This is a genomic window from Thermococcus sp. (assembly GCF_015521605.1).
Classification (GTDB): domain Archaea; phylum Methanobacteriota_B; class Thermococci; order Thermococcales; family Thermococcaceae; genus Thermococcus.
Genome location: NZ_WANV01000031.1, coordinates 20,937 through 37,888, shown reverse-complemented (window position 1 = coordinate 37,888; position 16,952 = coordinate 20,937). Strand labels below are relative to the sequence as shown.

The window sequence follows — 16,952 nt, the reverse complement described above, 5'->3', positions numbered from 1 at the left end:
GCCACCAAAAGCCTAATGTATGAAAAAGGTGTCATCGGTTGTGGTGGTGAATATGAAAATCGCCCTGCCTGCCCCAAGACGCGAGGGGAGCATGAGCCTGGAAGAGGCAATAGACAGAAGGAGGAGCATAAGGAGGTACAAGGACGATCCCCTGACCCTTGAAGAGGTCTCTCAGGTGCTCTGGGCCGCTTATGGAATCAACCGGTGGGGAAAGAGAACCTCACCGAGTGCGGGAGCATGCTATCCCTTCGAGGTTTACATAGTGGTCGAAAACGTGGAGGGCCTATCCCCGGGGGTCTACCTCTACGACGGAAAGGCCCACTCGCTGGAAACCGTGAGGGAGGGGCACTTCAGGAAGGCTCTAGCCGAGGCCTGTCTGGGCCAGCGGTGCGTTGCCACCGCCCCGGTTAACATCGTCATCGTCGCCCACTACGAGAGAACAACGGGGCGGTACGGCGAGAGGGGGATACGCTACGTCCACATTGACGCGGGCCACATGGGACAGAACATCTACCTCCAAGCCACCGCACTGAATCTGGGCACCGTTGCAGTTGGAGCCTTCAGAGACGAAGAGGTAAAAAGGGTGCTGGGGGTCCCCGGTGAACCGCTCTACATCTTTCCCGTAGGGGTTCCGGGGGAGTAGTTAGAGCCGCTTAAGCTCCTCGAACCTTATGAGAACCTCCTCCTTTCTCCTTATGAGGTTCTGCCTCCCAATCTCTTTCCCATCCTGGAGGTAGACCAGTGTCGGAACGTTGAGGACGTCAAAGCGGTTCACCAGGTCGCTCCACCTCTCGGCGTTGATGTGGACAACATTTATCTCGGGGAACTCCCTGCTGAGCTCCTCCATGAAGTTCTCAACTATTCTGCACGGAGGACAGCCCGGAATGGAAAACCACAGGACTTTTTTCCCGGACTCAAGGTCAAGATTTCCGTCGTATTCAACTATCACGTTCACACCTCCCTGAAATAAAAATAAAGGGTCAGATTCTGGCTCTCTTCAGCAGGAGCGAGTTGCTAACAACGCTGACGCTGCTTATCGCCATCGCTCCAGCTGCCCACTCGGGCCTGAAGACTATGCCGAACAGCGGGTAGAGTGCCCCCGCCGCTATGGGGATGAGGATTACGTTGTATATCATCGCCCAGAAGAAGTTCTGCTTTATCTTAGATAGAGTTTTCTGACTGAGCTTTATTGCCTTTACGACGTCCCTTATGTCGTTCCTCATGAGCACTATCTCGCCGCTTTCCATCGCTATGTCCGTTCCGGAGCTTACCGCTATTCCTATGTCCGCCCGCGCCAGGGCTGGAGCGTCGTTTATTCCGTCGCCCACGAAGATTACCACTTCTCCCTTCTCCTGGAGCTTCTTCACCTCATTGGCCTTGTCCTGGGGGAGCACCTCGGCCAGGATGTAGTCTATGTTCAGCTGCCTCGCTATGGCATTGGCCGTTCTTCTGTTGTCGCCGGTGATCATGCCGACCTTCTTGCCCATTCTGTGGAGCTCCTCGATGGCCTCCTTCGCGTTCTCCTTTATGGTGTCGGCTATGCCGATTATCCCCACTATCCTGCCGTCTATGGCGACGGTTATGGCGGTCTTTGCCTCGTCCTCAAGCTTGTGAAGAGCCTTTTCCACGTCCTTTACAGAGTAGCCGTTTTCAGTCATGAGCTTCCTGTTGCCCGCGAGGATTTCCCTTCCCCCGACGACCGCTCTAACACCCTTGCCGGTTATTGCCTCGAACTCCTCTGGCTCCTCAATCTCAAGGCCGAGCTCCTCCGCCTTCCTGACTATTGCCTCACCGAGCGGGTGCTCGGAGCGCTTCTCGGCCGAGGCGACGAGTCTCAGCAGCTCCTTCTCGTCCATGTCGAACGTGATGACGTCCGTGACTTCCGGCTTGCCCTTAGTGAGGGTTCCGGTCTTGTCGAAGAGCACAACCGTTGCCTTCCTTGCTATCTCAAGCACCTCTCCGTTCTTGATGAGTATGCCCATCTCGGCCCCTTTGCCCATCCCGACTGTCAAAGCGGTCGGTGTGGCCAGGCCAAAGGCACAGGGGCAGGCTATTACCAGAACGCTGATGAGTGTCGTGAAGGCGAAGATGAGCGGCTCTTTGGCTATAAAGGCCCAGTACACGAAGGATGCCAGGGCAACCGTCAGCACTACTGGAATAAAGTACGTCACTATTTTGTCCGCTATTCTCTGGATGGGAGGTCTGGTGTTCTGTGCTTCCTCAACCAGCCTGATGATCTGCGCCAGGACGGTGTCTCCGCCGACCCTCTCTGCTTTAATCTTCAGCACTGAGTTCCTGTTTATAGTTCCGCCTATGACCTCGTCGCCCTCCTTCTTCAGGTTGGGTATTGGCTCGCCGGTTATCATGGATTCGTCAACGTAGCTCTCTCCCTCGACAACGACGCCGTCAACGGGTATCTTTTCGCCGGGCTTTACTATCACGATGTCGCCGACCTTGACCTGGCTGACGGGAACTTCGACCTCCTTGCCGTCCCTTATCACGGTCGCCTTCTTCGCCTGGAGCCCCATGAGCTTCTTTATGGCCTCGCTCGTCCTGCCTTTCGCCATATGCTCAAGGTATCTGCCAAGGAGCAGAAAAGCCAGCAGCAGTACGCTTGCCTCGTAGAAGTTGTATTCCGCCGGAAGGACGCCTATGGTCGCAAGCACGCTCGCTATGTACGCCGAGCCGACACCCATGGAGTACATGACGTCCATGTTGAGCGTCCTGTGCCTCACCGAGCGAATGGCCTTGAGGAAGATGTCCTTTCCTGAGTAGACTATGACCGGGGTAGCCAGCAGGAACTGTATCCAGAGCATGTAGGGGATCTCGAAGTCCAGTCCAAAGAGCCAGCGGTACGTCATGACGGTTATGATGCCCCCAAAGAACCACGCCACCACGAGCTTTCTCTTCATCTCCTTGAGATGCCTCTCCCTGGCCTCCCGTTCTATGTCTATGCTCTCCTCGCCCTCAACGCCCAGGAACTGGTAGCCGAACTCCTCAATGGTCTTCTTTATGTCGTCCATCTCCACCATGGTCGGGTCGTAGGTGACGTTGGCGGTTTCAGTCGCGAGGTTAACCCTGACGTCCAGAACGCCCGGGAGTTCCTTGAGGGCCATCTCTATCGTCCTGACGCAAGAGGCACAGGTCATGCCGCCGATTTTAATAGTCGCGTCCCTCTTTTCCCTGACAACGCCGTAGCCGACGCTTTCGATGGCCCGGATTATGCTGGATATGCTTACCCTTGATTCATCGAATTTTATGTAGGCGCTTTCGGTCGCCAGGTTAACCCTGGCTTCCTTTACGCCATCGAGCTCTTTAAGCGCCAGTTCTATCGTCTTGGCGCACGATGCACAGCTCATTCCGGTAATCTTAACATTCACTTCCACCGGAGTTCACCTCCATTATATGCTCCATTAGTGAGATTCATGAAGTTATTTTTTGCCAAAGTGGAAAGGTAGATAGGAGGATTTTTATAGTTTGGAAGAGATAAAATGTACCGGTGATGGGAGTGAAGATAGACGATCTGGATTTGAAGCTCATTTACCTGCTGATGGACAATTCGCGCCTGAGCATCTCAGAGCTCGCGGAAAGGCTTGGCGTCAGCAGGCCAACGGTAAAATCGCGCCTTGAAAAGCTTGAAAAGGAAGGAGTAATTCTGGGATATACCGTAAAGCTGAACCCGGAGCTGCTCAGGGCTCACAACGTCGTTGCCCTCATAGTCAAGACGGACAATCTGGAAAAAATGAGTGAGTTCGAGGAGATAATCGAGATAAACCGCTTCACGAGCAGGAAGTACCTCATAAAGATAGCTGTTGAAGATATGGAGGAGCTGAGGAAGGTCATAGAGGGGGCGGGCTTTGAGGTCATCGAGATAATGCCCGTCCTTGAGAGCATTGAAAGAACAACCCCCCCGAAGGTCAAAATACCCTTCAAGTGCGACTACTGCGGCAAGGAGATAGTGGGAGAGCCGATAGTCTACAAGTACCACAACAGGGTTTACTTCCTCTGCTGTCCGACGTGTCTTAGGGAGTTCAAAAAGACAAGGGAGAACATAGAAAAGTTCAAGCTAAAGGAAGAAGACAAAGTAGAGCACGCTCACGAGCACGAGCACCACGCCCATAACTAAATCTCCCCTTCCGCTTACCGAAGAGAGCCTATCCACGGCCCTCCCCAGTCTCGCGTACCTGCTCCCGTAGTGGAAGCCTAATGTAACGAGGGCAAAGGGCAGCACAGATATTCCAATGAACACCACAAGAAGTGCCATGGTGATCCCTGGGGGATACTGGCCGGAAAGCAGGGAGCTCACCAGTAGGTACGAGGGAAGCACACAGGACAGTGAGAGGAACGCCATCACTCCCCCAACAACAAAAGCCGCCGGTGGGGAGGTGGCCTTTTCAAGAACCTGATTGCTCCTTTCTCTCAGCGGGCTGGAGAGGGGTATCCTCACATAGCCCAGTGCTGAAAGTATCTTGTAAACTCCCACGGTTATCCCAAAGGCGACCACAAAGTACCTGAGCAGGGGTATCTTGGTGTGCAGGTTCATGAGGGCAACGGCTATTATCGAATACCCCAGAAATGCGCCGGCGGTGAACGCCAGGCCAACCCTGAGAACCTTCCTCTCGTCCGTAAGGGCTATCATAGAGAGAAGGAACACTATCATGAGGAATATGGAAGGCCGAAGGGCGTTGAGAATCCCGAGGGCTATTATCGAGAACGTCACCCCCGTGAACTCGGTCACCTGGCCCAGGGAGTCCAGCGGTATATCCGCGGCGGTCATGAGAATTGCGTCTGAAACCGACATGGTAGCCCACCTAATGCTCCATCGATGGCACCCCAAGACGCACAATCTTCACGGATGAATGAGAGTTCATTGATATATTAACTTTATCTCCCCTCGCGAGGCACGGGACTTCTATGGGGTGGGTGTATCTGACCTTCAGAACCTCACCGTTTGCGTCTATTATCGCGGTGCAGGTGAGTCTTGTGCCTGTTTGATCTGGAATGCAGTTGGTATCAGCCAAAACAAGGGCATTGGTTGAGTTCAAGGGGCGTCCTTCAACGAGGACTCCGTGAAAAGTGTCCCGGGCATCCCCACCGCCCACTGAAAAGTATCCAAGGGCTAGAATCAACACAAGCAGAACCACTACAATCCCCGCTGCCACCTCTCTCATACCTTTCACCACAGGAGCCATAAAAACATGAAACCAGGAGAGGGCTCACTCGCCGCTCGCCTCGATCCCCATGTACTTCTCGCAGGTCTCGTGCATCTCAGCCCAGTCACCGCCCATGTACTGGGCCATGTACGGCTCCATCTGGCTTTCCATCTCCTCGTGTATCTCGGTGAAGTTGCCGCTGGCCATGTAGTTCTGCATCTGCGCGTACATCTCGTCGTCCATCATGCCGTGCATGCCGTAGCCCATCATTCCGCCGTGCATGTAGCCACCCATGGGTCCAAAGCCCCAGCGCGTGCCGGTCCTCTCTGCAGCGTCAAACCCACCACTGTGAGCCATTCCTAGGGGAACGGCTATGAGCGCTCCGATGAGGAGCCCGATAAACAGGGACTTCCACTCCATTCTGCATCACCTCTTTATTTTGCTTCCATCTGTACATTGAGGCCGAAGGAATAATAGGCTTACCATTGACATAATGTGAAAGGATTTCCCTAAATCTTTCAGAGGTGAAAGGATAAGGCCAATCAAATGTTTTCACAAGGTTAAATTGATGAACACCTCAAAAACAGCCAGCAAGTATGATAGGTTTTCAAAGGTTTATGATCTCTTCGAGAGTCCAATGGAAAGACGGGCGTTTTCAAAGTACCGGGCTAAAGCTCTTTCTCTGGCGGAAGGGAAAGTGCTTGAGGTAGGCGTCGGAACGGGAAAGAACTTCCAGTGTTATCCCCGAAACGTCGAGGTCATTGGGATAGACTTCAGCAGGGGCATGCTGGAGAAAGCCGAGAGAAGGGGAAGAGACCTCGGCCTGAAGAACGTCCGGCTCCTCCATATGGACGTCCAGAACCTTGAGTTTGAAGACAGCATATTCGACACCGCTGTGAGCACCTTCGTCTTCTGCACCGTGCCCGATCCTGTTAAGGGCTTGAGAGAGGTTTACAGGGTTCTAAAGCCCGGGGGAAAGGCCATATTCCTTGAGCATATGAAGAGCGAGTCGAAGCTTTTGAACATCCTTCTCTATCTCATGGACCCGATAATGAGGATACTCACAGGGACATCCACGATACGGGAGACGCAGAGAAACATCAAGCTAGCCGGGTTCAGGATAGGGCGTGTTGAGAATCTCTTCTTTGATATCGTGAGGATTATCATGGCCACAAAACCGTTGGGTGAGTGCAATTCACGGTGAGATACCCTACATGGAGGGCGGAAAGGTATACCGCAAGGACAGCCAGCAGGCCGAAAAGCTGCTGCTTTTTGGTGAATAGGGACAGATGTCGGAGATGAATGCACTTCCCATTTTTGTCCAAAACCGCTTATTTCAAACCTTTCGTTAAATAGAGACGAATTATTTTCCCTTTCGTCAAAAGGACAGCTCTTGTGCCGAAAAGTATATATATGCATCTTTATTCATCAATGAGCAGGTGATGGGCATGATAATAGAAAATTACACAAAATTGAGTACTTATGACGACATCGTCCAGACCATAGGCAACACACCCCTCGTGAGGCTGAGGAAGATCGAGAGGTACTTCGACCTCAAAAACGAGCTCTACGCCAAGGTGGAGTTCTTCAACCCTGGGGGGAGCATAAAGGACAGGATAGGGAAGTACATGATAGAAGGGGCGAAGAGGGAGGGCAAGATCGTCGAAGGCGGCGTTATAGTCGAGCCCACCTCCGGCAACACTGGCGTGGGTCTTGCGCTGGTCGCGGCGGATGAGGGATACATGACTGTCTTCACTATGCCGGACAAGATGAGCACCGAGAAGGAGCTCCTCCTAAGGGCGATGGGGGCATTCGTCATCAGGACGCCGACGGCCGTCGCGCCAGACGACCCGAACTCCTACTACAAGGTGGCCGAGGCGGTGAGGAACCTCATATGGAAGAAGGGGAGGGCGATAACGAGGGAGGAGCTCAGGGAGATAGTCGAATACGTCCAGCGGCTCGTTGATGAGGAGAAGCTCGACGAGCTCAGAGCGATCCTTGAGGAGGAAGTGGAGGAGACCCCCTACGCATACATCCCTAACCAGTACTTCAACAAATACAATCCCCAGGCACACTACGAGACGACAGCGAGGGAGATATGGGAGCAGACGAAGGGTGAGGTAGACTACCTCTTCGCCGGAATAGGCACCGGCGGGACGATAACCGGAATTGGGCGCTACCTCAAGGAGAGGAAGAAAGACGTGAAAATAATAGGCGTTGACCCGGTAGGCTCGATATACAGCCTCGTCAAGAAGGGGATGAGCCTTGAGGAGGCCCTCAAGAAAGCCCACCCCTACCTCGTTGAGGGGATAGGAGAAGACCTCCTTCCGGAGACCGTTGACCTGAGCCTCGTTGACGATATGGTTGTCGTCAATGACCAGGAAGCCTTCGCAATGACCCGCTTCCTCGCGAGGAAGGAGGGCATCTTAGCTGGAGGCTCATCCGGTGCAGCCCTTTACGGGACTGTAAAGTACCTCAAGGAGAAGGGTATCGAGGGTAAGAAGGTCGTCGTGATATTCCCCGACACCGGAAGGAACTACCTCACGAAGGTCTTCAACGACGAGTGGCTCATCGCGAACGGCTTCGAGGTCGACGACGAGAAGGTTATGGGGGTGCTGAGATGAGGTTCTCGACCAGAGCAATCCACGTCGGCGAAGAGCCGGAGGGCATGCAGCATGGCGACGTCGTATCTCCAATCCACCTCTCAACAACCTTCGCGAAGAGGAGCATAAGGGAGGTCGAGGAGGGCTACGTCTACTCAAGGAGCGGCAACCCCACGAGGGAGAGCCTTGAGAGAAAGCTGGCGGCGCTTGAGAACGCAAAGTACGGGCTCGCATTCTCTTCAGGATTAGCGGCGGAGTCAACGATACTCCTCGCTCTTCTCAGGAAGGGCGACCACGTCATAGCGTTTGACGACCTCTACGGCGGGACAAAGAGGCTCTTCAACCAGGTGATGGAGCGCTTCGGCATTGAATTCACCTACGTTGATGCGAGGGATCCGGAGAACGTGAGGAGGGCGATAAGGGAGAACACAAGGATGGTCTGGCTCGAAACACCCACGAACCCCCTCCTAAAGCTCGCGGACATCAAGGCGATAGCCGAGATTGCCCATGAGAGGGACATCATGGTAGTTGTTGACAACACCTTCGCGAGCCCTTACTTCCAGAATCCCCTTGACCTCGGGGCCGACATAGTCCTCCACAGCGTCACCAAGTACCTCGGTGGCCACTCCGACGTTGTCGGGGGAGCGGTGATGGTGAACGACGATGAAATCTATGAGAGGCTGAAGTTCCACCAGAACGCGGTTGGGGCAATCCTTTCGCCCTTCGATTCCTGGCTGGTCATGAGGGGCATCAAAACCCTCGCCGTCAGGATGGAGAGGCACGAAAAGAACGCCATGAAGATTGCGAGGTATCTGGAGGAGCACCCGCTGATTGAGCGCGTTTACTACCCCGGCTTACCATCCCACCCCCAGCATGAGCTCGCGAAGAGGCAGATGCGGGGCTTCGGCGGAATGCTGTCCTTCGAGCTCAAAGGCGGGCTTGAGGAGGCGGTGAGGTTCGTGGAGAGCCTGAAAATATTTGCCCTCGCGGAGAGCCTCGGCGGTGTCGAGTCGCTCATAGAGCTGCCTGCGCTCATGACCCACGCATCGGTTCCAAAGGAGGAGAGGGAGAGGGTCGGCATAAGGGACTCCCTCATCAGGGTCTCGGTGGGAATAGAGGACGTCGAAGACCTTATTGAGGACCTTGAGAGGGGCTTTGAGGCGGTGAGAGCATGATACCGGGCATCGAGGAGATCAGGGCGTTCCTTGAGAGGCTGGGCTTTGATGAGAAGGCCGTAAACGAATTGGTGGAGCAGATAGAGTACTTCGAGACCGAGGCCCCGGAAAGGGACGACATAGTTCGGGACTACCTGAGGGACGAGTGCATAGAGCGGCTCGTGGAGGAGATAGCACGGGAAGTTCTGAAGCTGGGAAGGAAGGGGGTGCGCATACTCGACGTTGCGGCCGGCTCGGGGTTCTTCACGGAGCGCGTGAAGAGGAAGCTTGAGGAGAAGGGAATCAAAGTGGAGGTCTACGGATTTGACATAACGCCGAGCATGCTAAAGAGGCTCAAAGGGAAGGACATAACTCCCGTGTGGGGCGTCGCGGAGAGGATAAGGGACTCCATAAGAATAGCCAACGACCACTACGGGCTCGACGTGCCCGAGAAGTTCGACGTGGTCGTCTCAACCCTCGCATTCCACCACTTCCTCAACCCGGAGGAAGTCCTGAGGAGCATCAGAGACGTCCTCGAAGATGGGGGCAAGGCCGTTATCATAGACGTCCTCAAACACGGGCACGACGAGTTCAAGGACACCCTGAAGGACACGCACCTTGGGTTCTCAATAGAGGAGATGAGGGGAATGGGCCTGCGGGTCTTTAGAAAGGCTGAAGTGAGGCCCCTCGGACTGCACTGCGAGGTCGACGGCATACTGATAGGGCTCTACAAGGCGGTGTTTGCTTAACTGCGGAGCTTTCTTTTTTCCGCCACTTCTTTTAGCCTTGAGTGTGCCCTTAAGAGCTCCTTTTTAATGATGCGCTCCACTATCAGGAGGTTCAGAACCCGTCCCAGAAAACCTCCACGAAGGGTGTAATTGATCCTTTCGACGCTCAGTGTCACGCCGTCTGCAGGGATAAAGCAGTGCTCATACCTCAGGTCCTTTAAAAATGCCTCTCCCCCCACCATCTCCCCGGAATAGAAGAAGTTCTCCTTAAACCCCGTAATCCGGTATTTTACCCACCTTTTGGCCCCCTTTTTCCGGGTATGGTACACCAGCCCTTTTTTCAGTCTCCCATCGCCCTCGGTTCTGAACTCGTATTCCTGCCAGAACAGTGCTAGATTACTGATGTCCGACACCAAAGGGAAGACTTCCCCGATTTCCGCATCGATAAGAACAGCCACCATAATACAGTGGGAAAAGCCCTTACGTGGTCTACACCTCAGGAACTCAGCCGGGCCACTTTTGATCCTTTCGACAATAGAATGAATCTCCTTTGGGCAGTATTCCTCCAGGCCCATCGCCACAGCCCCCGTTCATCCAGCAGTTATCAGAGGCCAGTTAGAAACAAAAACATGAAAATAGGCGAAAAGAGCATCAACCCTCCAGGAGCCTTCTCCTTCTCCTCTCGTACTCCTCGTCGTCTATTTCGCCCCGTGCGTACTGTTCGTCGAGGATTTCGAGGGCCCTTCTCTTTGATGATCCAGTCCCGCCTGAGTCCCTCTCGACGAGCCATTTAACGAACCAGACTATCCCAACGATTATCAGCACCCAGAACAGGAGCATGAATATTGCCCCGAACCAGCCAAACCATCCGAATCCCATCATGTCGTGCCACCCCCATTCTCCTTCTCCAACATGGGTTAGGAATTCATTTCCAACGCTTTCAAACATCATTTTGATCCCCTCGAATACTACTCAGTGGTAAGGGCTATAGGGCTTATTGTTGGCAGATAGGAAAGAGACAGGGGGAAATTTTAACAAATAATAAAGTAACAGAGGGGTTTTGGACCCATTAATGCAGTCTCCGTGAAAGCGCAACGTTAAAACCGCTCCGGATACCGAAACGCTTAAATTTAATAGCGTGATATTTAATATCATGATACTAAAATTCATCGACCGCGAACCCGAACTCAAGGCCCTTGAGGAGCTCTACACTCAGGACAGGGCGCATTTGGTGCTCATCTACGGGCGCAGGAGAATAGGGAAAACGGAGCTTGTAAAGCAGTTCATAAGGGGGAAGCGGAGCTTTTATTTCCTAGCAAGGAAGGAGCCGATGGAGCTTGAGCTCGACCGCCTGCTCAGGAGCTTCAACAGGAAGTTCAACGTCTTCATCGAGGCTCGGAACCTGGAGGAATTCTTTGAGGAGGTTAGAACGTTCGGGAAGCTGATCTTCGTTATAGACGAGTTCCCGTACTGGGTCGAGGAGAGTAAGTCAATCCCCTCCACCTTTCAGTACATCTGGGACGAAATACTCACGGACTCGAAAATCATGCTGATCCTTATGGGGTCCTCGATATCCACGATGGAGAGCCTGATGAGCTACAAAAACCCTCTGTACGGAAGGAGGACGGCGCAGATAAGACTTTCTACCCTCGGGTTCTTCCATCTCCGGGAAGCATTTCCCCGCTACTCGTGGGAGGAACTCGTGAAGGTCTATGGGGTCATAGACGGGATTCCGGCGTACCTCCAGCACTTCGACGACTCCATGAGCGTCGAGGATAACATAGAGCGCAACTTTTACAGCAGGGTGAGCATCCTCTACGAAGACGCCGAAAGACTCCTGAAAGACGAGCTGAGGGAGCCGGTGACATACCTCAACATACTCAGGGCGATAAACGAGGGGAAGACGAAGCTCACCGAGATAGCCAACGAGACGAAAGTCGCGGTAACCAACCTGCCGAAGTACCTGAAGACCCTCGAAACACTCGACCTCGTTTACAAGGAGTTTCCGGTGACAATGAGGCAGAGGAGGAGGTTTGGCATTTACAGGGTTAAGGACTTCTACTACCGCTTCTGGCTCCGCTTCGTGTATCCCTACAGGGATGATATCGAGATAGGGGCAATAAGCTTCGAGGACTTCAGGGAAGACTTCAACGGATACCTCGGTGGGGTCTTTGAGAGGGTTGCCAGGGAGTTTCTGATAACGCTTAACTCACGGGGGAAACTGCCGTTCAGGTTCACGAAGATAGGGAGGTGGTGGGACAGGAGGGAGGAGATAGACCTCGTGGCGGTGAACAGTCTCACCGGCGATGCGGGCTTCTTTGAGGTGAAATGGAAAGAGCTCTCCCGAGGAGAGGCTCTTAGGGTTCTCAGGAATCTGGAGAAGAAGAGTGAGATGGTTAACATCAAAGGGGAGGGAAGGTACCACGGGCTTATCGCAAGGCACGTCGAGAGCAAGAAGGAGCTGAGAGAGAAGGGATACCTGGTCTTTGATATAGGAGACTTCCCGGAATTGCAAAAAGAGTCAAAAAGTCGGGGGGTGTAGCCCCTCAGACCTTCAGGAACCTCGCGTTGATGGCCACTATCACCGTGCTCATGCTCATCAGCAGGGCACCGAGGGCGGGGCTGAGGAGTATTCCATAGCTGTAGAGCACTCCCGCCGCCAGGGGTATCGCGAAGGTGTTGTATCCAGTAGCCCATGCCAAATTCTGTATCATCTTCTTATATGTGGCCCTTGCCAGGTGTATGGCCGTTATAACATCCCTCGGGTCGTTCTTGACGAGGATTATGTCCGCGCTCTCTATCGCAACGTCTGTTCCCGCTCCAATGGCTATTCCCACGTCCGCCTGAATCAGCGCCGGTGCGTCGTTTATGCCGTCGCCGACCATGGCCACTGTGTAGCCCTCATCCTGGAGCTCCTTGACCTTCTCCGACTTCTGGTGGGGCAGGACTTCGGCGAAGAAGCCATCCAAACCGAGTTCTTCAGCAACCCACTTCGCGACCTTGGCGTTGTCTCCGGTGAGCATGTAGGCCTTTATGCCCATCTCGTGGAGCTTTTCAACTGCCTCCCTTGATTCGGGCCTTATCCTGTCCGCCAGAGCGAGCGCACCGACGAGCTTCCCGTCGATTACCAGGAAGACCACAGTCTTGCCCTGCTCCAGAACCCTCTTGACGCGCTCGTCCTCCTTCCAGAGCCCGTTCTCCTTGAGAAAGCCGGGGCTTACAACGAGAACCTCTTTGCCGTTGATGACGCCCTGGACGCCCTTGCCGGGCAGGACCTTTGACTCACTGACGCCGTAGGGCTCAAGGCCGAGTTCCTTGGCCTTCTCAACTATTCCCTGGGCTATCGGGTGGCTTGAGTGGGACTCAAGGGCCGCGGCGTATTTCAGGATTTCCTCCTCGCCGAGCTCGTCCAGCTGGATTATGTCCGTTACCTCGAACTTCCCCTCGGTGAGCGTTCCGGTCTTGTCGAACACAACCACCTGCACGTCCTTGGCCCTCTCGAAGGCCTCTCTGTTCCTGATGAGGATTCCCTTCTTGGCCGAGATCGAGGTTGAGACCGAGACCACCAGAGGCACGGCCAGGCCGAGGGCGTGCGGGCACGTTATGACCATCACCGTCACCATTCTCTCCAGGGCAAAGACGAAGGGCTTGCCGAGGTAGAGCCAGGTGCCGAGGGTTATCGTTCCGGCGGTTATGGCGATGAGAGTGAGGTAGAAAGCTGCTCTGTTTGCCAGATCCTGCGTCTTCGAGCGTGTCTCCTGCGCCTGCCTGACGAGCTCGACGACCTGCATGAGGTAGGTGTCCTTTCCTGTCTTCTCTATCCTGACCTTTATTGCGCCCTCAAGGTTTATGGAACCGCCGATAACGGTATCCCCGGGCTTCTTGTAGACGGGCTTTGACTCCCCTGTGAGCATGGCCTCGTTTACGCTCGTTTCGCCCTCGACGATGACACCGTCGGATGGTATCTTCTCGCCCGGCTTGACGAGGACTATATCTCCTTTCTTCAGCTCGCTTACCGGGACGTCCCTGATCCCCTCGGGCGTTACGAGGTGGGCCTCCGTCGGCATGAGCTTTATGAGCTCTTCAAGTGCCCTTGAAGCGCCCAAAACAGAGCGCATCTCGATGTAGTGGCCGATGAGCATGATGTCGATAAGCGTCGCCAGCTCCCAGTAGAAGGTCTTGCCCGGAAGGCCAAAAGTTACCGCGGCGCTGTAGAAGAAGGCAACCGTGATTGCCAGCGCTATCAGGGTCATCATTCCCGGCAGCTTTTTCTTCAGCTCGTCCCTCATGCCCTTCAGGAACGGCCAGCCGCCGTAGAAGTAGACCACCGCCGAGAGACCGAAGAGAACGTAGTGGTCGCCGGGAAACGTCAGCTCGAATCCAAAGAAGTTCTGTATCAGCGGGGACAGAATCAGGATTGGAATCGTCAGTATCACGGAAACGATGAATCGCTTCTTGAAGTCCTCCATCATCATCCTGTGGTGCTCCGCGTGGGAGTGTTCGTGCCCTTCGTGGCCCTCATGGTCGTGACCCTTGTGGGCCTCCATTTCATGCCCCTCGTGACCCCCATGTTCGTGGCCTGCATGGCCAGCGGTTTCGTGTTCCCCATGCGTACCTCCATGGAGGTGCTCTCCGTGCTCCATATCCTCCATTCCGGGGGCTCTCTCCATCTCCTCGTGCACGTGCTCCCCGTGCACATCTTCCTTCCCTTTCATGTCCAACACCATGAGTAGAATCTCCTCGGCATAGTATTTAACCATTTTTTATTCAAAATTGAAAGAGGGCGAAGATCAAACCATAACCAAAAGAAAAGGATGTTTGGGTTCATTCCCTCATCATGTCCTCGATCTCGCGGAGCCTCTTTCCAGGTTCAAACTCTTTCTCGGCAGAGGAGACCATCAGACCCTCCGCCAGCTCAAGGGTCTCCGTGTCAAACTCCCCCGTGAGTATGCTCTCGCTCGTGAGGTCAATCATTGTGTTGAGGGCTTCCTCAAGGCTCTCAACCTTGCCCATAGCCTTCTCAAAGTCCACCTGCATCTTCGCGACGTCCTCTGCCCCGGGCCCCTCGGCAATGCTCTTAACAACGTCCCTGCTGAACTGAATGAAGTTCGCGGAGACCTTCACCAGCTCCCTCTGTATCTCCGCCTCTTCCATGAGGAGGAGCAGTCTCTTCGCCTGCTTTATCCTCTGCTCCAGAGTCAGGTACTTCACGGCGCTCCTCTTGAGGAGGGCCTCGTCTCCAAGCTTTGCCGCCTCCTTCCCCTGGAGGAAAATCTTACGCTTCAAGTTTTCAAGGTTGCTGATGTACTGCTTCAGCGCCATCTTGGCCTTCCTCATACGTATCTTTCTCTCTATTTCCTTCTCCTCTTTCGACTTCCAGAGCTTGACCATAACCCTCACACCTCCATGAACACGACCACCGTCACGTTATCTCCGGTAACCTTCAGAGCCTCCTCCACCAGCCTCTCGGCGATACCCCGGGAATCGCCTTCGGAGGCAATCTCCCCGATTCTCCCATCACTCAGGACATCGTGGAGCCCGTCCGTGCTCAGGATCAGGATGTCCCCATTTTCAATCCTCCACGTGTAAACGTCAACCTCGAACCCTATGCCGAGGGCCCTCGTAACGACGTGTCTCATCGGGTGAGAGCGAACCTCCTCCGGCCCTATAACGCCCCTCTCAAGGAGCTCCTCAACGATGGAATGATCCCTCGTCCTCTCTATGACCTGGCCATCCCTTATCAGGTACGCCCTGCTGTCGCCCGTGTTCGCTATCACAGCCTTTCCGCTTCTCACGAATGCCGAGGTGAGGGTCGTCCCAACCTTTCCCGGCTCACTGGATAGACCCAAAATCTCCCTATGGATTTCCCAGTATGCTCCCCTCAGGAGTTCCCCGATGTCCTCATCTCCCATGCTGGCCTCATAGTTCTCTTCGAACGTCCGACGGAGCGTCTCTACAGCTATCTTCGAAGCGAGCTCACCCTTCTCGTGCCCGCCCAGGCCATCGGCGACGGCGAGGAGGTACGCGTCGCCGAGGGACAGTATGAGGAACGCGTCCTCGTTTTTATCCCTCGGCCCGGGATGGGAAACGCCCCAGGCGGTGCTTCCAATCCCGGTGGAGATCGCCCCGCTCATCCTCCGAACTCCTCCGCCCATTTTTCGTAGCGCTCGATGTCCTTCCTGCTGAGCGGGCTCTTGATCTTCTTGAACGCCTCCTCAAAGTCCCTCATCTCAAGGGGCCTCGTTCTCAGCGAGCGCTTCCTCAGCTCTTCGAGCGGGAGACTGGCGAGCTTGTGGAGATCCCTGTTCTCCTCGCGTATCATGTTCCATATCGCTTCCTGGCAGAGGTTCCTGATGTCCCTGCCGGAGTACAGGCGCTCGACGCTCTCCCCAGCTATGGCGTCGAGGTCTAAGCGGGAGATGTCAAGCCCGCGCGTGTTGATCTTGATTATCTCCTTGGTCGCTTCCCTGTCCGGCAGGGGAACGTAAATCCTCCTCGGGAAGCGCGATAGAACCGCCTCGTCCAGGTCCCACGGTGTGTTGGTCGCCGCTAACGTGAGGACAAGCTTCCCTTCTCCGCCCCCGTGGAAGCCCTCAAGCTCGGTGAGTAACGTAGAAAGCATCCGCCTTGTGGCCTCGCTCGTGTCGCTGGAGCGCCTCGTGGTGAGGGCGTCTATCTCATCGAGGAACACTATGCTCGGCGCCTTCTCCCTGGCGACCTCGTAGAGTGCCGAAATTATCTTGCTCGACTCGCCGAAGTACTTGCTGAGGACGCTCGAAGCCTTGACGTTGAAGAATGTGGCATTTAAGCTCCCGGCGGCGGCCGAAGCCAGAAGCGTCTTCCCCGTCCCCGGGGGCCCGAATAGGAGAATCCCCTTCCACGGCTGGATCGCGGCAGGCTTTTTGAGGGCCGATATCACAACGGTCTCCATCATGAGGAGTTTGACGTCCTCAAGGCCGCCTATGTCGTCCCAGGTTATCCTGGACTTTGATATGAGCCCGAGGACGTACTCCCTGAACTGGTCCTCCTCATCCTTCTCCTGTGCCGTGCTCTTTCCCTCCGCGCCCACGACGGCCCTTCGTCCGTATTCGCCCCGCTCTATCTGCTCCGCCACGTCTTCCCACTTCTTCGCCTTCCTCAGGTAGAGCTCACTGTTATAGGGCACGTGCTTCGCGAGCTGCCGGAGTATGGAGGCACACCTGAGGGCGCTCTTCCTCGCTCTCTCCATCTCTCCCGCTGCAACGGCCCTTTCAAACTCCCTCTTAGCCCTCTCAAACTCGCTCATCAGGGGCCCCGAAAGGTCAACCGGCATTC

At 54.8% G+C, this 16,952-nt stretch carries 18 protein-coding genes; 7 read left to right on the top strand and 11 right to left on the bottom strand.

The annotated features are described in order from the left end of the window. Positions 1 to 52 precede the first annotated feature (52 nt). Positions 53 to 643 (top strand): SagB/ThcOx family dehydrogenase, encoded by a 591-nt coding sequence (locus F7C11_RS07310; protein ID WP_297092499.1) that lies wholly within the window; start codon positions 53 to 55, stop codon positions 641 to 643. Here F7C11_RS07310 and F7C11_RS07305 read toward each other — a convergent pair whose 3' ends face one another. Beyond that, on the bottom strand, positions 644 to 949 hold the full coding sequence (locus tag F7C11_RS07305) for a thioredoxin family protein (RefSeq protein ID WP_297092436.1): 306 nt from the start codon (positions 947 to 949) through the stop codon (positions 644 to 646). It lies immediately after the preceding gene. Between the two features lie 31 nt (positions 950 to 980). Beyond that, positions 981 to 3,386, bottom strand: a complete 2,406-nt coding sequence (locus F7C11_RS07300) for a heavy metal translocating P-type ATPase (RefSeq protein WP_297092435.1) — start codon at positions 3,384 to 3,386, stop codon at positions 981 to 983. 116 nt (positions 3,387 to 3,502) lie between these two features. Between F7C11_RS07300 and F7C11_RS07295 the strand changes: the two genes are divergently transcribed. Continuing rightward, the gene (locus F7C11_RS07295) at positions 3,503 to 4,126 is read left to right on the top strand and encodes a TRASH domain-containing protein (protein WP_297092498.1); all 624 of its coding nucleotides are present in this window, start codon (positions 3,503 to 3,505) and stop codon (positions 4,124 to 4,126) included. Here F7C11_RS07295 and F7C11_RS07290 read toward each other — a convergent pair. Genes F7C11_RS07290 through F7C11_RS07280 form a run of 3 tightly spaced genes read right to left on the bottom strand, consistent with a single transcriptional unit; the run spans position 4,067 to position 5,573 of the window. Next, positions 4,067 to 4,801, bottom strand: coding sequence for a cytochrome C biogenesis protein (locus tag F7C11_RS07290; protein ID WP_297092433.1), 735 nt, complete (start codon positions 4,799 to 4,801; stop codon positions 4,067 to 4,069). The two genes, F7C11_RS07295 and F7C11_RS07290, sit on opposite strands and share 60 nt — an antisense overlap. A 10-nt stretch (positions 4,802 to 4,811) precedes the next feature. Then, entirely contained in the window at positions 4,812 to 5,171 is a 360-nt protein-coding gene (locus tag F7C11_RS07285) for a hypothetical protein (RefSeq protein WP_297092431.1), read from the bottom strand. A gap of 45 nt (positions 5,172 to 5,216) precedes the next feature. Continuing rightward, positions 5,217 to 5,573, bottom strand: a complete 357-nt coding sequence (locus F7C11_RS07280; protein ID WP_297092430.1) for a hypothetical protein — start codon at positions 5,571 to 5,573, stop codon at positions 5,217 to 5,219. Between the two features lie 148 nt (positions 5,574 to 5,721). Between F7C11_RS07280 and F7C11_RS07275 the strand changes: the two genes are divergently transcribed. From F7C11_RS07275 to F7C11_RS07260, 4 genes are all read left to right on the top strand, one after another. After that, positions 5,722 to 6,357 carry a class I SAM-dependent methyltransferase gene (locus tag F7C11_RS07275; protein ID WP_297092428.1) on the top strand — a complete coding sequence of 212 codons (636 nt, stop codon included), beginning with the start codon at positions 5,722 to 5,724 and terminating at the stop codon, positions 6,355 to 6,357. Positions 6,358 to 6,595: 238 nt separating this feature from the next. Continuing rightward, a complete protein-coding gene (locus F7C11_RS07270; protein WP_297092426.1) occupies positions 6,596 to 7,777 on the top strand; it encodes a PLP-dependent cysteine synthase family protein in 1,182 nt (393 codons plus the stop codon). Next, positions 7,774 to 8,931 carry a cystathionine gamma-synthase gene (locus tag F7C11_RS07265; RefSeq protein WP_297092424.1) on the top strand — a complete coding sequence of 386 codons (1,158 nt, stop codon included), beginning with the start codon at positions 7,774 to 7,776 and terminating at the stop codon, positions 8,929 to 8,931. Before F7C11_RS07270 ends, F7C11_RS07265 begins: the two co-directional genes overlap by 4 nt. Further along, entirely contained in the window at positions 8,928 to 9,659 is a 732-nt protein-coding gene (locus F7C11_RS07260; protein WP_297092422.1) for a class I SAM-dependent methyltransferase, read from the top strand. The genes F7C11_RS07265 and F7C11_RS07260 overlap by 4 nt, the downstream gene beginning before the upstream one ends. On the opposite strand, the gene F7C11_RS07255 is transcribed toward F7C11_RS07260, so the two are convergent. Continuing rightward, positions 9,656 to 10,213 (bottom strand): SRPBCC family protein, encoded by a 558-nt coding sequence (locus tag F7C11_RS07255; protein WP_297092420.1) that lies wholly within the window; start codon positions 10,211 to 10,213, stop codon positions 9,656 to 9,658. The genes F7C11_RS07260 and F7C11_RS07255 overlap by 4 nt on opposite strands. Positions 10,214 to 10,289: 76 nt before the next feature. Beyond that, entirely contained in the window at positions 10,290 to 10,589 is a 300-nt protein-coding gene (locus tag F7C11_RS07250; RefSeq protein ID WP_297092418.1) for an SHOCT domain-containing protein, read from the bottom strand. A 202-nt stretch (positions 10,590 to 10,791) separates the two neighbouring features. Here F7C11_RS07250 and F7C11_RS07245 point away from each other — a divergent pair, with 202 nt between their 5' ends. Continuing rightward, positions 10,792 to 12,180, top strand: coding sequence for an ATP-binding protein (locus F7C11_RS07245; protein WP_297092416.1), 1,389 nt, complete (start codon positions 10,792 to 10,794; stop codon positions 12,178 to 12,180). Between the two features lie 4 nt (positions 12,181 to 12,184). Here the strand turns inward: F7C11_RS07245 and F7C11_RS07240 are convergent, their stop codons facing one another. The 4 genes from F7C11_RS07240 to F7C11_RS07225 form a co-directional block, all read right to left on the bottom strand. Beyond that, positions 12,185 to 14,365 carry a heavy metal translocating P-type ATPase gene (locus F7C11_RS07240; protein WP_297092414.1) on the bottom strand — a complete coding sequence of 727 codons (2,181 nt, stop codon included), beginning with the start codon at positions 14,363 to 14,365 and terminating at the stop codon, positions 12,185 to 12,187. Positions 14,366 to 14,462: 97 nt separating this feature from the next. Beyond that, entirely contained in the window at positions 14,463 to 15,029 is a 567-nt protein-coding gene (locus F7C11_RS07235) for a hypothetical protein (RefSeq protein ID WP_297092412.1), read from the bottom strand. 5 nt (positions 15,030 to 15,034) lie between these two features. Beyond that, positions 15,035 to 15,772, bottom strand: a complete 738-nt coding sequence (locus tag F7C11_RS07230; protein WP_297092410.1) for a PP2C family serine/threonine-protein phosphatase — start codon at positions 15,770 to 15,772, stop codon at positions 15,035 to 15,037. Then, positions 15,769 to 16,950, bottom strand: a complete 1,182-nt coding sequence (locus F7C11_RS07225) for a 26S protease regulatory subunit (RefSeq protein WP_297092408.1) — start codon at positions 16,948 to 16,950, stop codon at positions 15,769 to 15,771. Before F7C11_RS07225 ends, F7C11_RS07230 begins: the two co-directional genes overlap by 4 nt. Between the last annotated feature and the right edge of the window lie 2 nt (positions 16,951 to 16,952).